At 46.1% G+C, this 19,426-nt stretch carries 14 protein-coding genes; 8 read left to right on the top strand and 6 right to left on the bottom strand.

What is annotated here, in order from left to right; translation table 11 throughout:
- Positions 1-17: 17 nt before the first annotated feature.
- Positions 18-143, bottom strand: a complete 126-nt coding sequence (locus HMPREF9944_RS13445; protein ID WP_280513088.1) for a hypothetical protein — start codon at positions 141-143, stop codon at positions 18-20.
- 259 nt (positions 144-402) lie between these two features.
- On the opposite strand from HMPREF9944_RS13445, the gene HMPREF9944_RS10920 reads away from it, so the two are divergent.
- From HMPREF9944_RS10920 to HMPREF9944_RS10885, 7 genes are all read left to right on the top strand, one after another.
- Positions 403-1,020, top strand: a complete 618-nt coding sequence (locus HMPREF9944_RS10920) for a Type 1 glutamine amidotransferase-like domain-containing protein (protein WP_008566351.1) — start codon at positions 403-405, stop codon at positions 1,018-1,020.
- Positions 1,021-1,053: 33 nt separating this feature from the next.
- The gene (locus tag HMPREF9944_RS10915; RefSeq protein WP_008566350.1) at positions 1,054-1,776 is read left to right on the top strand and encodes a phosphoribosylanthranilate isomerase; all 723 of its coding nucleotides are present in this window, start codon (positions 1,054-1,056) and stop codon (positions 1,774-1,776) included.
- Positions 1,777-2,377: 601 nt separating this feature from the next.
- Entirely contained in the window at positions 2,378-3,622 is a 1,245-nt protein-coding gene (locus tag HMPREF9944_RS10905) for a DegT/DnrJ/EryC1/StrS family aminotransferase (RefSeq protein WP_008566349.1), read from the top strand.
- 21 nt (positions 3,623-3,643) lie between these two features.
- Positions 3,644-5,590: a polysaccharide biosynthesis protein gene (locus HMPREF9944_RS10900; RefSeq protein ID WP_008566348.1), complete on the top strand. Its 1,947-nt coding sequence runs from the start codon at positions 3,644-3,646 to the stop codon at positions 5,588-5,590.
- Complete coding sequence (locus HMPREF9944_RS10895; protein ID WP_008566347.1) at positions 5,559-6,722, top strand: nucleotidyltransferase domain-containing protein; 1,164 nt, start codon at positions 5,559-5,561, stop codon at positions 6,720-6,722. Before HMPREF9944_RS10900 ends, HMPREF9944_RS10895 begins: the two co-directional genes overlap by 32 nt.
- A gap of 21 nt (positions 6,723-6,743) precedes the next feature.
- Positions 6,744-7,145 (top strand): hypothetical protein, encoded by a 402-nt coding sequence (locus HMPREF9944_RS10890; RefSeq protein ID WP_008566345.1) that lies wholly within the window; start codon positions 6,744-6,746, stop codon positions 7,143-7,145.
- Positions 7,146-7,222: 77 nt separating this feature from the next.
- Entirely contained in the window at positions 7,223-7,552 is a 330-nt protein-coding gene (locus tag HMPREF9944_RS10885) for a hypothetical protein (protein WP_008566344.1), read from the top strand.
- A 613-nt stretch (positions 7,553-8,165) separates the two neighbouring features.
- On the opposite strand, the gene thrC is transcribed toward HMPREF9944_RS10885, so the two are convergent.
- The 3 genes from thrC to thrA are packed head-to-tail and all read right to left on the bottom strand — an operon-like array spanning position 8,166 to position 13,143.
- On the bottom strand, positions 8,166-9,467 hold the full coding sequence (gene thrC / locus HMPREF9944_RS10880) for a threonine synthase (RefSeq protein ID WP_008566342.1): 1,302 nt from the start codon (positions 9,465-9,467) through the stop codon (positions 8,166-8,168).
- A gap of 4 nt (positions 9,468-9,471) precedes the next feature.
- The gene (locus HMPREF9944_RS10875; protein WP_008566341.1) at positions 9,472-10,701 is read right to left on the bottom strand and encodes a cofactor-independent phosphoglycerate mutase; all 1,230 of its coding nucleotides are present in this window, start codon (positions 10,699-10,701) and stop codon (positions 9,472-9,474) included.
- 6 nt (positions 10,702-10,707) lie between these two features.
- Positions 10,708-13,143, bottom strand: a complete 2,436-nt coding sequence (gene thrA, locus HMPREF9944_RS10870; RefSeq protein WP_008566339.1) for a bifunctional aspartate kinase/homoserine dehydrogenase I — start codon at positions 13,141-13,143, stop codon at positions 10,708-10,710.
- Positions 13,144-13,398: 255 nt separating this feature from the next.
- On the opposite strand from thrA, the gene HMPREF9944_RS10865 reads away from it, so the two are divergent.
- Positions 13,399-14,988, top strand: a complete 1,590-nt coding sequence (locus tag HMPREF9944_RS10865) for an NAD(P)/FAD-dependent oxidoreductase (protein WP_008566338.1) — start codon at positions 13,399-13,401, stop codon at positions 14,986-14,988.
- A gap of 261 nt (positions 14,989-15,249) precedes the next feature.
- On the opposite strand, the gene HMPREF9944_RS10860 is transcribed toward HMPREF9944_RS10865, so the two are convergent.
- Positions 15,250-16,485, bottom strand: coding sequence for a clostripain-related cysteine peptidase (locus HMPREF9944_RS10860; RefSeq protein WP_244861156.1), 1,236 nt, complete (start codon positions 16,483-16,485; stop codon positions 15,250-15,252).
- Positions 16,486-16,487: 2 nt separating this feature from the next.
- Positions 16,488-19,187 (bottom strand): valine--tRNA ligase, encoded by a 2,700-nt coding sequence (locus HMPREF9944_RS10855; RefSeq protein WP_008566336.1) that lies wholly within the window; start codon positions 19,185-19,187, stop codon positions 16,488-16,490.
- Positions 19,188-19,426: the final 239 nt, after the last annotated feature.

Genomic DNA, 19,426 nt, shown 5'->3' with positions numbered 1-19,426 from the left:
TGTCGCTGTTTTAGAGATTAATTCAGACACAACGCCTCGTTTTTTCCATTCATTTTTATAGCCCGATAGGTGTAAGCTATTTGCCGAATCATCTTCAAAGTCTTTTCAGATGGGCGTACTTCTTTAGGTGTAAAATACTTCATAGGCATTCTGTTTATGGTTGTTTTTACCTTATAAACGTTGCATGTTTCTTTATATTGTATATGTTTTCTGTCTATTTTGCGACGTGGTTTGCCTCGGTTTATAAAAAAAGCCCTATCTTTGTCCTTTCAATATAGGGTCGACATGAAGTGTAAACTACGGATTTATCTGTTTATGGCATTCGCTTTTTCACTCACTCATACAGTTTGTGTCATGGGGAATAAGCGGGGACAAGTCGATTTTCTAAAACAAGATACAGTAATGAAGAAACTTTTTTTGTGTTCCTCTTTTTCGGATGTTGCATCTCTTTTACCTGATTTCATGGTTTCGTTAAGGGGGAAGACGGTTGCTTTTATTCCTACTGCAAGCATTCATGAGGAATACCGTCAGTATGTGGAAGATGGGAGAGAGGCACTCAAAGCCCTTGAAATGATGGTGGAAGACTTAGAGATAACGCGTTGTGATATGGAAAAAGTGGCTCAAGTCTTGCAAAATTGCGATTGCATCTATATCTCCGGAGGAAACACTTTCTTCCTAATGCAAGAGCTAAGGAGGACGGGAACCGATAAACTTATAGTTGAACAAGTAGAGAAAGGCAAGCCTTGCATCGGGGAATCTGCAGGCGCAATGATTTTCTCTCCCAATATCGAATATGCCAAAGATATGGACGATCATCTCTCAAACACGTCGAATTTCGTTGATTTCACAGGTCTTGGCATCGTTGATTTCTATCCCGTTGTGCATTTTAATAGTTTCCCCTTTGAGGAAGAGACGCAGTTAATAATGAAAAAGAACAGCGGTTTGTCATTGCTGCCTATCAGTAATATGCAGGCAATCACGGTCTTGGGTGACAGTATTTCCGTGCGTACCAAGGAATGAAAACGATAGAAGTCAACTGAAACACGACGAAACATGAAAGCGAAAAAGCCTTTTCTGATTAAAGTATGCGGTATGCGTGACGCTGAAAACATACGCCAGCTGGAAGCCTTGGACATTGATATGATGGGCTTTGACTTCCGTCCTGACTCTCCACGCTATGTGCAAATGATATCCAGTTTGGCCGGAATCATTCCTGACTATAGCATGGACCGTTATCGGAAGCAGGCCGGAAAGGCTGCCGGGCAACCAGAGTTCCGTCGTATAAAGCGCGTGGGAGTCTTTGCAGATGACATGCCGCAGAACATCATTACGCGCATTTATAACTACGAACTTGATTATGTGCAGTTGCAAGGAGAGGAGAGTCCGCTGATGATAGACAATCTTCGGCGGACAGTTGACCCCGATATCCGTGCGGGAATTAAGATAATCAAGCGTATTAAGGTCTCTTCTGTCACTGATTTTGAGCAATGTAAGGCCTATGAAGAGCATGCTGACTTATTGTTGTTTGACATGCGATGCGAGAAAACTAAAGATAAAGAGAGCCAATTTGGCGGGTCTCTTTTGCAGGCTTATCATGGCGAGACCCCTTTCTTGCTGGGCGGAGATATCGGTCCCGATGATGTGGACAGCCTGCGCATGTTCAATCATTTGAAATGTGTCGGCATTAACGTCAATAAACGGTTCGAAGTGGCTCCGGCAGTGAAAGATATCGTCCTGCTCAAGACGTTCGTTTCGCGGGTAAATGCAGGCAGATAAGGAGGTGGCTGTCATTAGTTGCCGATATGTCTGGGCCATTCTTTTAGCCCGTCTGCTGTTTTTAAATGGATAGGTTCTCAAGGCTGTTTCGCTTATCAATCGAGAACGTTCGGTGATATCAGCCAGATTGCGACCTAATATCAGCCATATTAGCATGCAAAATGGGCCATATTACCGTACGAAATGGCTGATATGAGCTCGTAAAATGGCTGAGATTACATTGCTGGACACATGCGTTTGATTTTCAGCTTGTTATATTTTGTTTTAAGAAAAATATTCATAAATTTGTATTTCTCATTAAAATAGTCTACCTTTGTATAATTATATGTGAGTTTTTGTTCTCATGGTGTTTAGGATATTTGAAAAAATGGCTGCGATTTCCCAATATGATTCTATTGCGGAAATGGTTGGTGCAGAATTAATGCGACTTTGGTTAGTGGCGTTGCGCTTGGTTTTCGGTGGTGTGAGGGGTGTTTCGCCTTTGCTGGTTCCTCCTTTTGAAGTTTCATCTTTGTTGGTCTTCAAACCGAGGTGTCCTAAGTTCGCAGTGTGACGACTTACAGATTATGGTGTATTTGTTTTGATAAAGATATAAAAAGACATGGCAGAAAAACGGATTTTATTGTGCTTGGCCCACATGAGTGGGGCGGAAATGAAGTATGTTCAAGAGGCTTTTGATACGAATTGGGTTGTTCCTCTTGGACCAAATGTGACGGGTTTTGAGAAAGATTTGGAAGCGTTTGTGGGTCAGCAAAAGCATGTTGTCGCCTTGTCTTCAGGAACAGCTGCCGTACATTTAGCTTTGGTGGCTTGCGGTGTCAAGGCCGGTGACGAGGTAATCGTGCAGTCGTTTACGTTTTGTGCCTCTTCTCACCCAGTCACTTATTTGGGAGCTAAGCCCGTGTTTGTTGATTCAGAACGCGACACGTGGAATATGTCTCCTGAATTGCTGGAAGAAGCCATCAAGGACAGGATTGCAAAGACCGGACATAAACCCAAAGCAATCATTCCCGTCTACCTTTATGGCATGCCGGCAAGGATAGATGAGATCATGGCCATAGCCAATCGTTATGACATCCCCGTCATTGAAGATGCAGCCGAGGGCTTTGGTTCGCGCTATGACGGCAGGGTTGTCGGTACATTTGGCCGTTATGGTGTGCTGAGTTTCAATGGTAATAAGATGATTACGACTTCTGGCGGCGGTGCTTTGATATGTCCTGACGGAGAAAGCTACAATCGCGTGATGTATTTTGCAACGCAGGCACGCGAATCCTATCCGTATTACCAGCACACGGAAGTAGGTTATAACTACCGTATGAGTAATATTTGTGCAGGAATTGGCCGCGGACAGATGACAGTGCTTGACGCTCATATCAGCCATCACCGACACATTGCCCAGCTTTATCGCGAAGCTTTTAAGGATTTTGACGGCATCGAATTTCATGATAATCCCGATTCTCGCACGGAAAGCAACTTCTGGTTAAACACGATAACGCTTGCATCTGATTTGAAAGTGAAAGGGCAGGAAGATGTATATAAGGCAGTTGTGAAGGGTGCCGTAGGCGGTGCTGCGGGCGTAGTGCATCAGGCTTCGACCGTTCATACGGATTGTGAACCGAACAATAATGTGGAAGCCATGCGCATCTATTTGGATAAGGCTGGCATAGAGAGTAGACCATTGTGGAAACCAATGCATAAGCAACCTGTCTATCACGATGCATCGGCCTATGTCAATGGTGTGAGCGAGGAATTGTTCCATTGTGGGCTTTGTCTGCCAAGCGGGCCAATGGTCACAGACGACGATGTTGCCAAAGTAATCTGCACGATAAAGGAAGCTGTTTATTAATAAGCTAAACAAAGAATTCGTATGACGTTTTTTCAAAAGTTGGGTAATTGGTATTTTAATAAGAAGTCGTTGCCTTATTGGGCCATATTATTTATGGACATCCTGATTTGTTATCTGTCAGGAATCCTTGTCTATTGGCTTTTCTATCGTAGTGCCGTCACGACTGGTAACATCTTGATATTGAGCAAGACAATATTGTTCTATATCTGTTTCAATCTTATCGGTTTCAAAATTTTCCACACTTATTCAGGTATTATTCGCTATTCCAGTTTCATAGATTTGCGCCGTGTGGGCTATGCCATGGCATTCTCGCTGCTCATAGCCGAGGTGTTGCACTATGCTGTCTATAGCTTTGGCGTGTTCGTTCCGTTCAGGGGGCGCCAACTTGTTGGTATGTATCTGCTGGCTACATTAGTCATGTGGGCAGCACGGATTGTCATCAAGTCGGTTTATGATGCTTCGTTTGCCAATGAGGGTGCGGCAAAGACCTTGATATATGGTATCAGAGACGGAGGTGTGGCTTTGGCCAAGAACATTCGTAGCGAGAAGCCTTCACGCTTCTTGTTGAAAGGTTTCATAAGTCATGATAAGGCCTACAAGTCTCATTTGCTTATGGGAGAACGTGTCTATAGAGGCGATGAGAGTTTGCGTGATGTGATTGTAAAGGAAGGTATTTCGACGGTATTGGTCTCTCCGTTGCAGAACCAACGCTTCAGAAAGGATTCCTTTTTACAGGATTTGTTGATTGATTCCGGGGTGAAAATTATGATGTTGCCCGAAACCAAGGAGTGGAAAAAAGGAATGAACGTCAACGACCTACAGTCTGTCAGCATCAACGACCTGTTGCCGCGTAATGAAATCAACGTAGATTTGGAGTCTGTGGGAGCCATGCTCAAGGGCAAGAAAATTCTGATTACAGGTTCTGCAGGCAGTATTGGTAGTGAGATGGTACGACAGATAGCGACGTTTGCCCCCGAAGCCATGATGCTCATCGACCAAGCGGAGACCCCACAACATGATATGAAGCTGTTAATGAAAAATAAGTTCCCAAACGTGAGATGCAATGTCGTCTTGATGAGTATTTCTAATCAGGCACGAATGGAACGACTTTTCAGTGAATTCCGACCTGATTATGTTTTTCATGCGGCAGCTTATAAGCATGTTCCGATGATGGAAGAGAATCCGAGTGAAAGCATTCAGAACAACATTTACGGTACAAAGGTCGTTGCAGACTTGAGTGTGAAGTACGGTGTAAAGAAGTTTGTGATGATTAGCACGGATAAAGCCGTCAATCCTACGAATGTGATGGGATGTTCCAAGCGCATTTGTGAAATCTATACGCAAGCTTTGAATGCAAAGCTTGTGAAGGAATATGAGGCAAACGGCAGTAAGGGAGAGATTCCTACGCAGTTTGTCACGACTCGCTTCGGCAACGTATTGGGTTCGACCGGTTCTGTGATACCGTTATTTGAGAAACAAATAAAGGCTGGTGGACCCGTTACGGTGACCGATCCGAAGATAATCCGCTTCTTCATGCTGATTCCTGAGGCGTGTAAACTGGTTCTTGAGGCTGGAACGCATGGGAAAGGCGGTGAAATATTTGTGTTCGACATGGGAGAGCCCGTAAAGATTGCGGATTTGGCGCATCGCATGATACAGCTGAGTGGTGCGAAGGATGTGAAGATTGTTTATACCGGTTTGCGCCCGGGTGAGAAACTTTACGAAGAAGTGCTGAGCAACACGGAGAACACTTTGCCCAGTTTCCATGAAAAGATAAGGATTGCAAAGGTTAAAGAGTATGATTTTGCCAAGGTTAGTCAGGCTATAGACGCGTTGATTGAAGAGAGCAAAACCTATGATGAAATGGAGATTGTTAGGCAGATGAAGGAGATTGTTCCCGAATTCATATCGAAGAACTCCGTATTTTCTTCATTAGATGTTCCCACTGCCGACGGTCATCGGGAATAAGTATTACTATTTGGCCGATGCCATGACAAACGAACAAATCCTTTTGAAAATGCTTCGTGCCTCCCTTTGGGGCAATCTCCCGGAGGATGGGGTGATGTCTGCAACGGATTTTCATGGGGTGATGATGCAAGCTAAGCGGCAAACTGTCGTTGGACTATTGGCGCAAGCATTGACGGACGAACATTATCAGGTTCGTCTTCCCAAACCAGACGCAATACAGACCTTTGTCTCGCAGCAGGAAATCCGGAACAGTAATCTCAAGGTAAATCGCGCTTTGGAGGAACTTTGCGCGCTGTTGCAGGCTAACTCCATTAAATTCCTCGTGGTGAAAGGTCAATTATTGGCCCAATTCTACCCTCAACCGCTTTCGAGACAACCGGGTGACATCGACTTTTATTGCGACAGTGAGCATTTCGACAGGGCCCGAACAGTAATCCGACAGGCATGGAACGTCACTTTTCATGAGGGCGAGGAGGGCGATAATGAGCAACATGTGACATTCGAATACAAAGGTATTCCCTTTGAATTACATTTCCGCCTGCTTAAATTTGCATCTTCATCGGTGCAACATCATTTTGACGAAATGATAAGAAAGAGCGCACCCTACACGATTACGGTTGGGCAGACCGCTGTACCGACGTTGCCTCCCGTCGAGAATCTGATTTTCACTTTTCTTCATCTCTATCATCATTTCATGGAACTCGGTATCGGACTGCGGCAGATTTGCGATATGGCCGTACTGTTGCACAGATATCGCGAAGTGTTTGCCCGCCCCGAAGAGAAAGCACGTTTGGCCGATTGGCTCAAAAAACTGGATCATCTTGATGGTTTCAATGCGTTCGGGGCGATTTGTGTAGACGTTCTAGGCCTGCCTGCCGCCGAATATCCTTTCAAACTTACCAGGCGGGCGCGTTCTTATACGGCGAGCATCATGAAAGTGGTTTTTAGACGTGGGAACTTCGGCATGTATGGTCGTAAGAACGGGGTTCGATCGGGTCTTGCCTACTATGTAGAGACAATAAGTTTGAAACTAAAACATTATCTTAGCTTCTTTGCTTTGTCGCGCAAAGAAAATCTTGCCGTGCTGTTTTGCGGCATTCCAAAGAAAATAGCCTTAGCCTTAAAGCGTTGACATTCAAATGTACTCAGTATAATGAAAAAGTTCATATTCGTTTCTATAGGTGTATTTTGTATATTATTTGCTTGCCATGGGAAACACACACACTATAAAAGGGAGTGTAGTTCTGTTTCTATCGCAGTAGATAGTTTGGGAGTAGATGAGGCTATGAATGTAGTTGGCAAATTAAAAGAAGTGGTAGAATTAGAACACCATCGCAAGACGAAAGGAAGAAAAGCAATTGTACAGATGCAATCCCCTGATAAGACTACTCCCTATTTTTGGATTCAAGTGGGCTTTTCCACTTCATATCGATTTGAACCGATTTATAATTTTTATGTTTCACCGAAAAATGGTAGTGTCTTTTTCTATGATACAATGACAGATTCTATAATCACAATAGAGGATTGGAGGATGAGTGTTCAGAAAAAGAAATAACATGATGTTTATAGTAGATGGTTTATACACCATGCAATAAGCGTAACAATAGATTTAATAGATTTGGAGAAAGGTAGATGGAAGTAAAAAAGATACATATAATAGTTGGTGTTATCATACTAAGTGTGCTTTTATTCTTCTTTATAAAAGATAAAAGGGAAAAAGACTTAACGCAAAGAGGAGAGATTATCATAGGAAGAATAGAATTTTTCAGAAAGCAAAATCATCGTTTACCGAAAGAGTTAAACGAGATAGGTATTATAGAAGAAGAGAACTCAAATGCATTTTATTATGATATAAGAAATGATACGAGTTATACTGTTTCGTTTATGATGTCGATAGATTATAATAAGACATACTATTCCGACACAAAAAGATGGGAAAATGGATATCGTGAAATTAAATAATCCTTTTTGATTTAGAGACATGTGTATGAAAAAGGTATTTGTTTTTTAGTGTCTCTAATGACTTCTACATTGGCTTTATTTGTTGTAAACTACACTATAATAACTCCTATTATTATAGGCAATAAATGTGAGCATGATATTGGTAAAAATGAATTAACAAAATTAGAGAACTTATTTTTTGAAATATCATCTAATACAGGATACCATCCGGAACCGACTTCTTTTAATTTTATTTTTACAGCAATTATGGGATTTATAATAGGGAGTGCCATATATAGAATAATATCCCGTTAAAAGAAATCTTTGGCTTGTCACGGTGAGGAATTTTCATCGGAATGGTAGGCTTTTTATGGGAATATTGTAAAATTATTTTAACGTAATATTTCTCTTTTCATATTCTGAAAAATAGAAAATTTAGTCTCTATAACTTATTGATAATCAAGGTGCTTTTAGCGTAAAGATTAGGTGTTCACTCTTTTAAAATTGTCTGCGCAGACAATTTAATTTCTCTTATAAGAGAATTTTTAAAGTGTGCGCAGACAATTTTATGGCACTTATATTGTGAATTATTTTCATTGCATTTCAAGTTTTGTCGAAATGCGCCTGCCGCGCGCTATCTGCTCAACAAAAACTGCTTGAATACATGGAAGTCGTTGCGCATCGGAACGCTTTGTTTTTCGTTCTGCATGAAAGCTACCAGCCTGTCGGGGATAGGCAGATTGATGTGCAGTGCGTCGTCAACCGTCTCTTTGAACTTGGCAGGGTGAGCCGTTTCGAGAAAGATACCTGTCTCTCCGGGTTGCAGTTGCTCCTTCAGTGCGCGATAACCGCAAGCACCGTGAGGGTCGAGGATATAGCCCGTGGCAGTGTAGCAACCTTTCATGCTCTCGCGAATCATGGCGTCGGAATAAGTCGCTCCGCCGATGACGGCCTTGATGGCCCCATGATTACCGTTGAAGAGGGCTGCAATGCGGGCAAAGTTCGAAGGGGCACCTACGTCCATAGCGTTGGCCAAGGTTTGTTTGCTTGATTGCGGTGTGTATGTTCCGGTTTTGAGATATTGATAAAAGACATCATTGGCATTGTTGGCCGCGATGAACCGCTTGACAGGAAGTCCCATTCTGTGAGCAAAAAGACCAGCGCAAAGGTTACCGAAGTTACCGCTAGGAACGCATACGACAACGTTGCCTGCCCTTCCTTGTCTTTTGAGTTGGGCATAGGCATAAAAGTAATAAAAGGCCTGTGGCAGGAAACGCGCCACATTGATGCTGTTGGCCGAAGTGAGGCGCATTTGGCGGTTGAGTTCCTCGTCCATGAAAGCCTGCTTGACTAAGGCTTGGCAGTCATCAAACACACCGTCTACTTCCAGTGCTGTAATGTTCCGGCCCAAGGTGGTGAACTGGCTTTCTTGTATCGGGCTCACTTTACCTTTTGGATAGAGCACGTAGACATGAATGCCGTCGACGCCGAGAAAACCGTTTGCCACGGCTGAGCCGGTGTCGCCGCTTGTCGCCACAAGCACGTTAACTTGCCCACGGCTCTCTTTTCGAATGAAATGCCTGAGCAGTCGAGCCATAAAGCGTGCACCTACGTCTTTGAAGGCAAGCGTAGGACCGTGGAAGAGTTCTAATGAATAGATGTTATTCTCGATGTTGACGATGGGAATATCAAAAGACAGCGTGTCGCAGACAATATTCTTTAAGTCGGCTGCTTCAATATCGTTGCCAAAGAAGCACGTTGCCACTTCAAAGGCAATCTCTTGAAAGCTGAGCGTATCGATATGATTGAAGAAAGATGCCGGCAGGAGCTTGATTTCTTCCGGCATATAGAGCCCGCGGTCAGGGGCAAGCCCTTTGATGACAGCTTCTTCGAGCGTTGCCGTCGGGGCTTTGTGGTTTGTGCTGTAATAGTTCATTGGCTCATTTGATGTTCATGAAAGTTTCCATAAATTGGTTGAGTGAAAGCAGACCGTATTCACCATTTACACAGCTCACCTCGTCGTAGGTCTTTACTTCATCGGGCTGGATACCACGATGCCATATTGAGAACGGCACTGGCTCCTTGACGTGGATGCGTCGTTCTACGGGCGTGGGATGGTCGGGAAGCAAGGCAATGCAAACAGGCTCGTCCCATTGGCTCACCGTTTCGTAGATGGGCTTTACAATGCGTGTGTCAAGATAGCGTATGGTTTCTAACTTTAGGTCTAAATCACCGTCATGTCCAGCCTCGTCGCTTGCTTCGATATGCAGGAAAACGAAGTCTTGTTTGCGCAGTGCATTGAGGGCTGCTTCGGCCTTTCCCTCATAGTTGGTGTCTGCCAAGCCCGTGGCTCCTTTCACCTTTATGACTTCGAGTCCGGCGTAATGGCCAATGCCGCGTATCAGGTCAACAGCCGAGATAACACTTCCACTTTTGATATCGGGATAAAGCTGCATCAGCGTCTTCATGGAAGGCCGATAGCCTCCACTCCAAGGCCAGATACTGTTTGCCTTTTCAGCCCTTCCTTGGTTGAAAGGATGGTCGGCCAACAGCACTTGACTCTTTCGGATCAAGGTGTTGATGAGATCGGCTGTGGCTTGCGGACTCATTCGTCTGTCGTCGGTCTCTGTATATCCTTCTTCGGGTCTCACGAGCAGCGGTTCCCATGCTTCATTAGGATGGTCATGGGGGGGAGCACATACGATGTGCTTGTTGCCTCCCTTTATAACGAGCAGATGGCGGTATTGTATGCCAGTGATGAACTTCACCCGATCGTTTCCCAACTCTTTGTCCAAATACTTAATAAGTACATCGCCTTCTTCGGTGGTCAGATGACCTCCGTGATGATTTTTGATGAGACCATTGCTAAGTTCGACGATATTGCATCGGATAGCCATGTCGTCGGGTTGCATCTCATATCCGATGGAAGCCGCCTCTAAAGGGCCGCGCCCTTCATAGACCTTGTTGAGATCATAACCGAGAATGGCCGTGTTGGCTACTTCCGAACCGGGGAGAAATCCGTCGGGAATGGTATTCAGTCGGCCGTTCTTTCCCTGTTTGGCCAAAAGATTCATATAGGGGGTGTCGGCATATTGCAGGAGTGTCTTTCCACCCAGTCGTTCTACAGCATGGTCTGCCATGCCATCACCTAAGATAATGATATGCTTCATAGTCGATTAAATGTTTGCAATAGACATGATATTGGCAAAGACTCCTGCTGCCGTTACACTTGCTCCGGCACCATAGCCTTGTATTTGCATGGGGTATTCCTTGTAGCGTTCGGTCGTGAGCAATACGATGTTGTTGCTTCCCTCAAGATTATAGAAAGGGTGGTTGCGGTCAATGGACTTGAGTTCCACCGAGGTATTGTCTCCATCGAGGGTCGCTACAAAGCGCCATCGTTTCTCATCTTTCTCCAACACTTTCCGTTTACTTTCAAAATCGGCATCCAGTTCAGGCAGATGTTTCCAAAAGTCTTCTACGCTTCCTTCAAAATAGGTGTGAGGAACAAAGAGGTGCTTCTCGACATCGGTTTGTTCTACCCGATAGCCGGCCTCACGGGCAAGGATAACCAATTTGCGGACAACATCGGTTCCGCTTAGGTCGATGCGTGGGTCGGGTTCGCTGTATCCTTGTTCTTTTGCACGGCGCACAGCTTCGGAGAATGGAACGTCCGAACTTATTTCGTTGAAGATGAAATTGAGAGTTCCGCTCAATACGGCTTCTATTTTCAGAATCTTGTCACCTGAATTCCGAAGGTCGTTGATCGTGCCTATAATCGGAAGACCTGCGCCGACGTTGGTCTCGAATCTGAATTTCACACCGCGGCGAAGAGCGGTCTTCTTGAGCTTCGCATATTTGTCATATTCTCCGCTTGCAGCAATCTTATTGGCCGTTATCACACTGATATTGTTTTCAAGAAGGCTTTGATAAAGAGCCGCAATGTCTTTGCTTGCCGTGCAGTCTACAAAGACACTGTTGAAGATATTCATTTCGATAATCTTATCGCGCAGTTTCTCAGGTGTGCTCGGTTCAGACGTTTTCAGTGTGTCATGATAGTTTGTCAAGTCGAGCCCGTCACGATTGAAGATGGCATTCTTTGAACTTGCAATCCCGACAACGTTTAGTTTAAGTTGGTTGCGTTCCTTTAATTCTTCATATTGGTTGCGAATTTGCTCAATTAGTTTTCCCCCCACAGTTCCAACGCCACAAACAAAGAGATTAAGCACTTTGTATTCTGAAAGGAAGAAGGAATCATGAAGCACATTAAGCGACTTACGCAGCAGTTCGCTCTTGACAACAAAGGATATGTTTGTTTCGCTGGCCCCTTGCGCACAAGCAATGATACTGACACCACTCCGCCCCAAGGTTCCAAAGAGTTTCCCTGCTATACCAGCCGTATGCTTCATGTTCTCACCCACAATGGCTACGGTGGACAATCCTTTTTCTGTGTGCATTGGGAACATGGCGCCGTCTGCTATCTCGGCAGAGAACTCTTCGTTCAATACGTTGACAGCTTCATTGGCATCTTCCTCTCTGACACCGATACTCGTTGAGTTCTCTGAAGAGGCTTGCGAAACCATGAAAACACTGATACCTTCAGCTGCAAGAGCTGTAAAGATACGACGATTCACACCAATAACACCGACCATCGACAGGCCGGTCACCGTGATGAGTGCAGTACCGTTGATAGAGCTGATACCCTTAATTGGTTTCTGGTCATCTTCTATCTTGTTCTTGATGATGGTTCCGGGGCTATCCGGATTAAAGGTGTTTTTAACCTTGATAGGGATATTCTTCACGCACACCGGGTATATGGTTGGAGGATAGATAACCTTTGCTCCGAAATTGCAAAGCTCCATCGCCTCAATATAACTCAGCTCATTAATGGTATAGGCGGTCTTGATGACCCGTGGGTCTGCCGTCATAAAACCATCTACATCTGTCCATATCTCAAGTACGTCTGCATTGAGTGCTGCTGCGATGATGGCAGCCGTATAATCACTTCCGCCACGTCCGAGGTTCGTCGTCTCATCTGTATCCCTATCCCTGCTGATGAAGCCCGGTACGAGTGATATATGAGGAAGGTCGTTGAATGTCTTTTTTACGAGTTTGCTTGTCAGCTCGCCGTCTAATGTGTTTTTATTGTGCTTTCGCTCTGTCTTGATGAAATCACGGCTATCAAACCATTTCGCTCCTTTGATAAGAGCAGCCACGATGACGCTTGAAAGTTGTTCGCCATAGCTGACAATGGCATTTTCGGTCTTCTCGCTTAAATCATGAATAAGATAAACACCGAAATAAATACTCTTCAGTTGTTCGAAAAGCGCATCAACCGTGTTGAATAAATCTTCGCGTTTCTTAGTGTCGGTGATAATGGTATCTATCATCTTGTGATGACGGTCGACCATTGCGTTGAATTCGACCTTCCAATTATCATCATGTTTGAGTGCTAAATGAGATGTGGCGATGAGTTTGTCGGTGATGCCTCCGAGGGCACTGACAACAACGATAACAGTCTCGTTCTTTGCCTCTTTCTCTACAATCTTCTTTAAGCTGAGAATGCTTTTTACGGAACCAACAGACGTTCCGCCGAATTTCAATACTTTCATTTATTTGGTTTTTATGTTTGTGCGACCACTTGACAACAGTGGCTTTTCGCTATTGAATCCGTTGGACCAAAATACTTATAACACGAATCACGCTTCTTTGCCGACCATACAAAAAGTAGCAAACAATAATGAAATAATGTCGTCGTACTTACGGTTTAAACGAATTTAGGTGCAAAAATACAAAGTTTTATCATTCTTACCAACAAAACCATAGATATTTTTCTCCTTATCATCATTTTTGGGTAACTTTGCAACATGATACAGGAATACCAAATCCGTGTGGTGCCTCAAGTAGCTTATACGGAAGAAAACATAAAGCTTTATATTGCCAAGGACAAGAGCCTTGACGTTCGGACAATCAACCAGATAAGGGTGTTGAGAAAGAGTATTGATGCCCGACAGCGACAGATATTCGTCAATCTGAAAGTGCGGGCGTACATCAATGAGTTCCCGCAGGACGAGCAATATGTCAGCACGGAATACCCTCATGTGGAAAACGGAAGGCCGGTCGTCGTCGTGGGGGAGGGGCCGGCCGGCCTTTTTGCTGCCCTCAAGCTGATAGAAAAAGGGTTGCGCCCGATTGTGCTTGAGCGAGGGAAGAACGTACGCGAGCGCAAGAAAGACTTGGCATTGATTGCCAAGATGCAGAAGGTGGACGAAGGCAGCAACTACAGCTTTGGCGAGGGCGGTGCAGGTGCTTACAGTGATGGCAAATTATACACCCGGAGCAAGAAGCGGGGAAACGTTGATAAAATCCTGAATGTCTTCTGCCAACACGGTGCATCAACTTCGATCTTGGCCGATGCCCACCCGCATATCGGCACCGACAAGCTTCCGCGCGTCATCGAGAACATGCGCAACACGATTCTCCGGTGTGGCGGCGAGGTGCACTTCCTGACAAAGATGACCCGTCTGCTTATCCAAGGCAATGAGGTTAAAGGCGTCGAAGCGGTTGATTTGGAAACAAACAAGGTGTCGGAGTTTCGTGGTCCGGTGATATTGGCCACGGGGCACAGTGCACGCGACGTCTACCGCTATTTGAACGAAGCGCAGATTGAAATCGAAGCCAAGGGTATTGCCGTAGGTGTGCGGTTGGAACACCCCAGTGCGTTGATTGACCAGATACAATATCACAACAAGAACGGCCGCGGAGCATATCTCCCGGCCGCAGAATATGCTTTCGTTACGCAGGTGAACGGCCGTGGCGTGTACAGTTTCTGCATGTGTCCGGGTGGCTTTGTTATTCCCGCTGCCACCGGCAAAGCGCAAATCGTGGTCAACGGTATGAGTCCGAGCAACCGCGGCACAGCATGGAGCAACAGCGGCATGGTCGTTGAGGTGCATCCCGAGGACTGCGTGAAGATGACGGGCGGGCAGGAAGATGCCTTGAGCGTGATGCGCTTCCAAGAGCAGCTGGAGAAAACGTGTTGGCAGCAGGGGAATATGAAGCAGACGGCCCCTGCACAGCGAATGGCCGACTTCGTGAACAGCCGCTTGAGCTACGATCTTCCCAAGAGTTCCTATGCACCGGGACTCATCAGTAGTCCGCTTCACTTCTGGTTGCCCGACTTTGTGAGCCAACGTTTGCAGGAAGGTTTTAAAACTTTTGGAAAGCAGGCACATGGTTTCCTGACAAACGAGGCTGTGATGATAGCAACCGAGTCGAGGACGTCGAGTCCCGTGCGAATCATCAGAGACCGAGAGACCCTTCAACATGTTCGCCTTCAGGGGCTGTTCCCCTGTGGCGAGGGTGCGGGCTATGCCGGTGGCATCGTTTCCGCAGGCATCGATGGTGAGCGTTGTGCCGAAATGGCCGCCTGCTATGTGGAAAGCCTTTGCGTCTAATCCTTTCTTAATATAGAACCAAAGACCATTAAAATCCTCTCTTTCCATCCCCCTTTTACAGGCATTTTTCAACCCAGCGAACAGGTTGCATTCTACCCAGCGGTTGGGTGTCGTCGTACCCAGCAGCTGGGTTGGCTCCTACCCAGCAGCTGGGTAGGGGAGGATATATTCGCTGGGTACAACGCTACCCAGCAGCTGGGTGTAAAAGGACGTGTTCGCAGGGTGCAGAAGCATGCTGCGCGGTGTGCCTGAAACATGGGCTTAATGGGTGGCTTTCCACCAAGCCGTCTGCTGTTTGGCATCAAACACCGTAGCGTTTCGCGTGGGGTCGCTGATGGTGACGCCGCAGAATTTGTCTACCTTGAACGTGTTGTGCGGATACTTCGTGTCTCCCGGCCTATACGCATTGCTGAAGATGGTATATATATAAGGTGTGGAAACCTTGTGGACTACCAGTTCCTGTAGGGCGTCATTGAAGCCCTTAAGCAATGGGGGGAGGACGCCGAGCTGTTCGACATAAGCGCCTAAGTCGAAGAATACATGGTTGTCGTAGCCGTCGAGATATTGCACGGCATTCAGCTTCGCCGTGTTGAACGTGTAGGTTTGATTGATAGCCCGCATCGCAGCAGCCATGTTCTCAATGTATTTCCCGCAGCGAATGGCCGAAAAAGCTCCGTAGGGATAACTGGTCTTCATGTAATACTGATAGAAACCATCAAGCCATTTCCGGTAATCAGTCTGCCCTGTCATGTGGCCAAAGACCAATTGATAAGGCATTCCGTCTGCCATGACTTCGCTCGTCGAGGCAATAAGGTAATCCGTCACGTCTTTTAATGCATAGGCTGTCTCTACGTTGGCCATGTAGCAATCGTCGAAACAGATATATTCCACTTTCTTCATGGCCGAACGGGCTATCGCTTCTTTCAGTTCGCTGATGTCATATTGATATTGCTGCCCCGACCCACCAAAAGACCGGCTGACATCTCGCGGCATTGTGGCATCGCTTCCTTTCAGTGTCCAGCCGCTTCCATGGCTGCCGATGAGCAAACGGTACTTGCCGGTGTTGCTGTAGGAAGTGATAAGGTTCAGCAGGCTCTCGAGATTGGCCTCAGAGACGGAAACGTATCCTGCATTTGCCTTCAGGGTGTCGAACTCGCAGCGTTGCCGTGTCGTGTTATACTTCATGCGGAAGATGACACTTTGACTTTGATTGTTGGCTTTGAACACGATAATATCCGTACCTTTTACACCTTTCCCCACGTTAATGGCCCGGCGCATGCTGTCAATGTTCTTGTCGAAGTATTCGGTTAAGGCACCGCTTGAGGAAGCCGCCGAACCAGTCCATGGCATATAAACGAACAGCGTCTGCGTGGTTGGTTCATAGGTGTCGATGGGAACGGGCGGGTCGTCATGACATGAAGCGAGCGTGAACATGAATGCAAAAGCACAAGCGATGCACTCCATAGCTCGTTTCCATTTTATTGAATGTTCGTTCATTGTCATATCTTTTTCTTCTTCAACTCTCCGATGGTTTGCTTCAAGGCGGCAATCTTCTCAACGGAGTCACTCTCTTTCTTACGTTCGCGGGCAATGACGGCCTCGGGGGCATGTGCTACGAAGTTCTCGTTGCCGAGTTTCTTGCGAATACCTGCAAGGAAGCCTTCCAAGTGTTGCAGTTCTTTCTCTGCTTTTGCTATTTCGGAAGCTACGTCGATGAGGTCGCCCACCGGCACAGCATATTCGTCGGTGCCGACCATGAAGCTGCTGACATCGCTGCCCTTATCTGTCGCAACATCAAAGGCTTTGAGGTTGGCCATCTTCATGATGATGCTGTTGTAAGCTGCCATTTTGTTTTCGCCAATAGCCAAAAGGGAAAGCTGCTCTTTGGGCGCAATGTTCTTTTGATTACGTATCATGCGCACGCCACCGACAATCTGCTTGACGGTTTCCACTGCTTCGATGCACCGTAACTCTTCTGCCGTTGGGGCGTCAAGCTGCAACGTTGCCTTCATGATGCTCTCGCCTGCTTTGCGTTCTGTGATGTGTTGCCACAGTTCCTCGGTAATGAATGGCATGAAGGGGTGCAGCATTTTGAGCAGATTGTCGAAGAAGCCAATCGTTGCGTCATAGGTCTTCCGGTCGATAGGCTGTGCTTCACCGTTGACGTAGGCCGGTTTGACCATTTCCAAGTACCAGCTTGAGAATTCGTCCCAGAACAGTTTATAAACCGTCATCAGTGCTTCTGATATGCGATACTGCTTGAACTGCTCCTGCAAATCTTCATTTGTTTCCTTGAGTTTGCCATTGAACCATTCTACAGCCAGCTTATTGCATGTAGGTTGTTCGATCTCGGCAGCCTGCCAGCCCTTCACTAACCGGAAGGCATTCCAAATCTTGTTATTGAAGTTACGACCTTGTTCACAAAGCGTTTCATCAAAGAGAATATCATTGCCTGCCGGTGCACTGAGCATCATTCCCATACGCACGCCATCAGCACCATATTTATCAATGAGCATGAGCGGGTCGGGAGAGTTTCCAAGGCTTTTGCTCATCTTACGGCCTAACTTGTCGCGAACAATCCCCGTGAAATAGACATGCTTGAACGGATAGGTCTTACGGTACTCGTAGCCAGCCATAATCATGCGAGCTACCCAAAAGAAGATAATATCAGGTCCCGTCACGAGGTCGGACGTCGGATAATAGTAATTGATTTCATCGTTATTCGGATGGTTTACGCCATCGAACACGGAGATAGGCCACAGCCACGAAGAGAACCACGTGTCGAGACAGTCGCTTTCCTGCTCTAAGTCTTTAGCGGTCAGCTTGGCATCTTTCTCCTTAGCCTTGACTAAAGCCTGCTCCATGGTTTCGGCTACAACAAAGTCACGCTTACCATCAACCGTGAAGTAATAGGCCGGGATACGATGTCCCCACCACAACTGTCGCGAGATGCACCAATCCTTGATATTCTCTAACCAATGACGATAAGTGTTCTTATATTTCTTAGGATAGAATTCAATCTCGTCAGTCATCACAGGGTCGAGTGCTATATCAGCGAAATGCTGCATTCTGAGGAACCATTGTGTAGAGAGTTTCGGCTCAATAGGTACGTTGGTACGCTCAGAGAAGCCCACCTTATTGTCATAGTCTTCCGTCCTCTCCATCAATCCGGCTGTCTCCAAGTCCTTGGCAATCTGCTTGCGCACCGTCATACGGTCCTGTCCGACATATATTCCGGCAGCCTCACTGATGGTGCCGTTATCATTGAAGATGTCAATGGTCTGTAAACTGTGCTTCAGACCGAGGGCATGGTCGTTGATATCGTGTGCCGGTGTCACTTTCAGACAGCCTGTACCAAACTGTATATCCACGTAGTCGTCTTCAATGACAGGAATTTCGCGGCCTACAAGTGGCACGATGACATGCTTACCTTTGAGCCATGTGTTCTTCACATCTTCGGGATTGATGCACATGGCCGTGTCGCCCATGATGGTTTCCGGACGTGTGGTTGCCACGACTGCATAAAATCCTTTGTCGTCCTTGTGCATGATGTTGCCTTCTTCCACTTGCTTGCAGTCGGTTTCCACAACACGATACTTCAGATAATAGAGCTTAGAATGCTCTTCTTTATAAACCACTTCTTCATCAGAGAGTGCCGTCTGTGCCTGAGGGTCCCAGTTTACCATACGCACACCGCGATAGATGAGTCCTTTCTCATAGAGATCACAGAACACTTTGATGACACCTTTGCTCCGTATCTCGTCCATGGTGAACGCAGTGCGGTCCCAATCACATGAACAACCCAGCCTGCGGAGTTGCTTCAATATGATGCCACCGTGTTCGTGCGTCCAGTCCCAAGCGTGTTTCAGGAACTCATCGCGGCCGAGGTCGGTCTTTTTGATGCCTTGTTCGGCCAACTTGCCCACCACTTTAGCCTCTGTGGCGATACTTGCATGGTCGGTTCCCGGCACCCAGCAGGTATTTTTGCCTTCCATACGGGCGCGGCGAACGAGAATATCCTGAATCGTATTGTTCAGCATGTGGCCCATGTGTAGCACACCCGTTACGTTTGGCGGCGGAATGACCACCGTATAAGGTTCGCGGCCATCGGGTTTACTACTGAAGAGTTTATTGTTGAGCCAGTATTCATACCATTTCGACTCCACGGCTTGTGGGTCATACTTACTTGCAAGTTCCATTATAGCTATCGTTTTGTTTCTATTTTGCGTGCAAATTTACAAATAAATATTTGAATATTCCTTGCCTGTTTCGAAATTTTGTCTTACCTTTGTCGCCGTGAAACAAAACAGTGTGACATATCGCATATATATAAAAGGTGTAACGCCGATGCAAAGAAACTTTGATTTCTCTGCATCTTTTAACGCTTATTATTTGGTTAATCCAAATAATTTGCTAACACACACACACACACACACAC

Origin of the sequence: Segatella maculosa OT 289 (assembly GCF_000243015.1) — a bacterium.
Lineage (GTDB): Bacteria > Bacteroidota > Bacteroidia > Bacteroidales > Bacteroidaceae > Prevotella > Prevotella maculosa.
The sequence above is the reverse complement of the archived record's forward strand: the minus strand, read 5'-3'. Positions and strand labels throughout refer to the sequence as shown.

Bases quoted from the DNA above. Each gene is read 5' to 3' on its own strand.
- HMPREF9944_RS13445 (WP_280513088.1), bottom strand. From the start codon at position 143: ATGAAGTATTTTACACCTAAAGAAGTACGCCCATCTGAAAAGACTTTG.
- HMPREF9944_RS10920 (WP_008566351.1), top strand. From the start codon at position 403: ATGAAGAAACTTTTTTTGTGTTCCTCTTTTTCGGATGTTGCATCTCTT.
- HMPREF9944_RS10915 (WP_008566350.1), top strand. From the start codon at position 1,054: ATGAAAGCGAAAAAGCCTTTTCTGATTAAAGTATGCGGTATGCGTGAC.
- HMPREF9944_RS10905 (WP_008566349.1), top strand. From the start codon at position 2,378: ATGGCAGAAAAACGGATTTTATTGTGCTTGGCCCACATGAGTGGGGCG.
- HMPREF9944_RS10900 (WP_008566348.1), top strand. From the start codon at position 3,644: ATGACGTTTTTTCAAAAGTTGGGTAATTGGTATTTTAATAAGAAGTCG.
- HMPREF9944_RS10895 (WP_008566347.1), top strand. From the start codon at position 5,559: ATGTTCCCACTGCCGACGGTCATCGGGAATAAGTATTACTATTTGGCC.
- HMPREF9944_RS10890 (WP_008566345.1), top strand. From the start codon at position 6,744: ATGAAAAAGTTCATATTCGTTTCTATAGGTGTATTTTGTATATTATTT.
- HMPREF9944_RS10885 (WP_008566344.1), top strand. From the start codon at position 7,223: ATGGAAGTAAAAAAGATACATATAATAGTTGGTGTTATCATACTAAGT.
- thrC (WP_008566342.1), bottom strand. From the start codon at position 9,467: ATGAACTATTACAGCACAAACCACAAAGCCCCGACGGCAACGCTCGAA.
- HMPREF9944_RS10875 (WP_008566341.1), bottom strand. From the start codon at position 10,701: ATGAAGCATATCATTATCTTAGGTGATGGCATGGCAGACCATGCTGTA.
- thrA (WP_008566339.1), bottom strand. From the start codon at position 13,143: ATGAAAGTATTGAAATTCGGCGGAACGTCTGTTGGTTCCGTAAAAAGC.
- HMPREF9944_RS10865 (WP_008566338.1), top strand. From the start codon at position 13,399: ATGATACAGGAATACCAAATCCGTGTGGTGCCTCAAGTAGCTTATACG.
- HMPREF9944_RS10860 (WP_244861156.1), bottom strand. From the start codon at position 16,485: ATGAACGAACATTCAATAAAATGGAAACGAGCTATGGAGTGCATCGCT.
- HMPREF9944_RS10855 (WP_008566336.1), bottom strand. From the start codon at position 19,187: ATGGAACTTGCAAGTAAGTATGACCCACAAGCCGTGGAGTCGAAATGG.